Source organism: Roseateles sp. P5_B10 (assembly GCF_056400485.1).
Genome location: NZ_JBFULE010000866.1, coordinates 1 through 2,145, shown reverse-complemented (window position 1 = coordinate 2,145; position 2,145 = coordinate 1). Strand labels below are relative to the sequence as shown.

General features: G+C 70.5%; 2 protein-coding genes and 1 pseudogene. All 3 read right to left on the bottom strand.

Annotated elements, in window-relative coordinates; all coding sequences use genetic code 11:
* Positions 1 to 727, bottom strand: a 727-nt coding sequence (gene ribB / locus AC1DU6_RS28640) for a 3,4-dihydroxy-2-butanone-4-phosphate synthase (protein ID WP_477861281.1), incomplete at its 3' end; no start/stop codon positions are given.
* A gap of 49 nt (positions 728 to 776) precedes the next feature.
* The gene (ribD, locus tag AC1DU6_RS28635) at positions 777 to 1,808 is read right to left on the bottom strand and encodes a bifunctional diaminohydroxyphosphoribosylaminopyrimidine deaminase/5-amino-6-(5-phosphoribosylamino)uracil reductase RibD (protein ID WP_477861279.1); all 1,032 of its coding nucleotides are present in this window, start codon (positions 1,806 to 1,808) and stop codon (positions 777 to 779) included.
* Positions 1,809 to 1,839: 31 nt separating this feature from the next.
* A pseudogene (locus AC1DU6_RS28630) lies at positions 1,840 to 2,145 on the bottom strand (hypothetical protein); the annotation flags it as partial.

The window sequence follows — 2,145 nt, the reverse complement described above, 5'->3', positions numbered from 1 at the left end:
TCCACTGGCCTTGGCTGAGCGCCAGGTGGGTGCCGCCGGTGCGGTCGGTGAAGACCTGGCAGTCGAACTCGCCCTGGGCCGTGGTCAGGCGCCGCTCGGCAACGCGCTGGATCAGGCTCTCGTGGCGGCTGCGGTGTTCGATGAGGTCGGCGATGGTGCCGATCTTCAGGCCATGCTYGGCAGCAAAAATCTCGAGGTCGGGCAGGCGAGCCATGGTGCCGTCGTCCTTCATGATCTCGCAGATCACCGAGGTGGACGACAGGCCGGCCATGCGCGCCAGGTCGCAGCCGGCCTCGGTATGGCCGGCGCGCATCAGCACGCCGCCGTCGTGGGCCTGCAACGGGAAGATGTGACCGGGTTGCACGAGGTCGCTGGCCTTGGCGTCCGCCGCGACGGCCGCCTGCACGGTGCGGGCACGGTCGGCGGCGGAGATGCCGGTCGTGACGCCGGTGGCGGCCTCGATGGACACCGTGAAGGCGGTGCCATGCTGGGTGCCGTTGCGCCGCGTCATCGGCGGCAGCTGCAGGCGCTCGCAATGCTCGCGGGGCAGTGTCAGGCAGATCAGGCCGCGGCCGTAGCGGGCCATGAAGTTGATGGCCTCGGGCGTGACGAGGTCGGCCGCCAGCACGAGATCGCCTTCGTTCTCACGGTCTTCCTCGTCGACGAGGATGACCATGCGGCCGGCAGCCAGCTCGGCCACCAGCTCGGGAATGGGGGAGATGGGCATAGCCGGCGATTGTAGGTGGCGACCCTAGCGGCTGGTGCCGCGTGGGGCGTTACTTCGGACGCAGCCGCAGGCGCAGATCCGGGCCGATGGGTGTGGCTTCGATGAGGCGCCAGCGACGCGCGTCGCCGAGTTCGGCCAGCGGGCTCAGCGCCGCGAGCGGGCGGCCTTCGCCGATCAGCATGGGCGCCTGGTAGATCAGCAGCTCGTCGACCAGGCCGGCATCGAGGAAAGCCCCGGAAAGCGTCGGACCGGCTTCGACATGCAGTTCATTGATGCCTTGGGCGCCGAGTTCGGTCAGCAGCGCGGCCAGATCGGCCCGCCCGGGACCGATGACGCGGGCCTCACCGGGGGGCTGCAGGATGCGGGCGCCGCCTGGCATGCGGCCTCGCGGGTCCAGCACGATGCGCAGCGGCTGACGAGCAGTCGGCACCAGGCGCACATCGAGGCGCGGGTCGTCAGCCAGCACGGTGCCGATGCCGGTCAGCACGGCGCTTGCGCGCTTGCGCCAGGCATGGCCGTCGGTGCGGGCGGCCTCGCCGGTGATCCATTGGCTGCGGCCATCGGGCAGGGCGGTGCGGCCGTCGAGCGAGATGGCCGACTTCAGGCGCACGAAGGGCCTGCCGCGCTGCATGCGCGAGAAGAAGCCGATGTTGAGTTCGCTGGCCGCCTCGGCGATGGCCGGGTCCGCCAGTTCAACCTGCAGGCCGGCAGCCTTCAGGCGCGCGAGGCCCTGGCCGGCGACTTGTGGGTTGGGGTCCTTGACCGCAGCCACGACGCGCGCGATGCCGGCGGCAATCAGCGCATCGCAGCAGGGAGGCGTTCGGCCATGGTGGGAGCAGGGCTCGAGGGTGACAACGGCGGTCGCGCCGCGCACATCGTGGCCGCGCGCGGCTGCATCGCGCAACGCCATCACTTCGGCATGGGCCTGGCCAGCCGGCTGGGTGTGGCCCGCGCCGAGTTCCCGGCCGTCGGGAGCCAGGATGACGCAGCCGACGCGGGGGTTGGGGTCGGTCAAGCCGATGGCCTGCTCGGCCAGGGAAAGCGCTCGCTGCAGCGCCGCCGTGATTGCGGGCGAATTCATGCGAGCAGTCTAGGGCCCGCCAACGCGGCGGCTAAGGTCCGGGGGCAGGCTGCAGCTGGATGGTCGAGTAGTCGGCGAAGACGCCGGCACTGGGGTTGACCGCTGGCGCCGTCGGGCAATCGAGGTTGCCCTTGATGACCAGGAAGTTCTGACGTGCCAGCGAACCCGTGACCCGGGCATAGACCGCCGGATGCTCCTCGTTCTCCAGGGCCTTCCAGTCGGCCGTGAACATGCCGCCGCTGCCGTTGTAGTCGGCGCTGTAGCGGCAGACGCGGTATTCGGCTGCGGTCGTGCCGAGGCTGAGGCCTGTCAGCTCGAGCTGGCCCGACCAGTATTT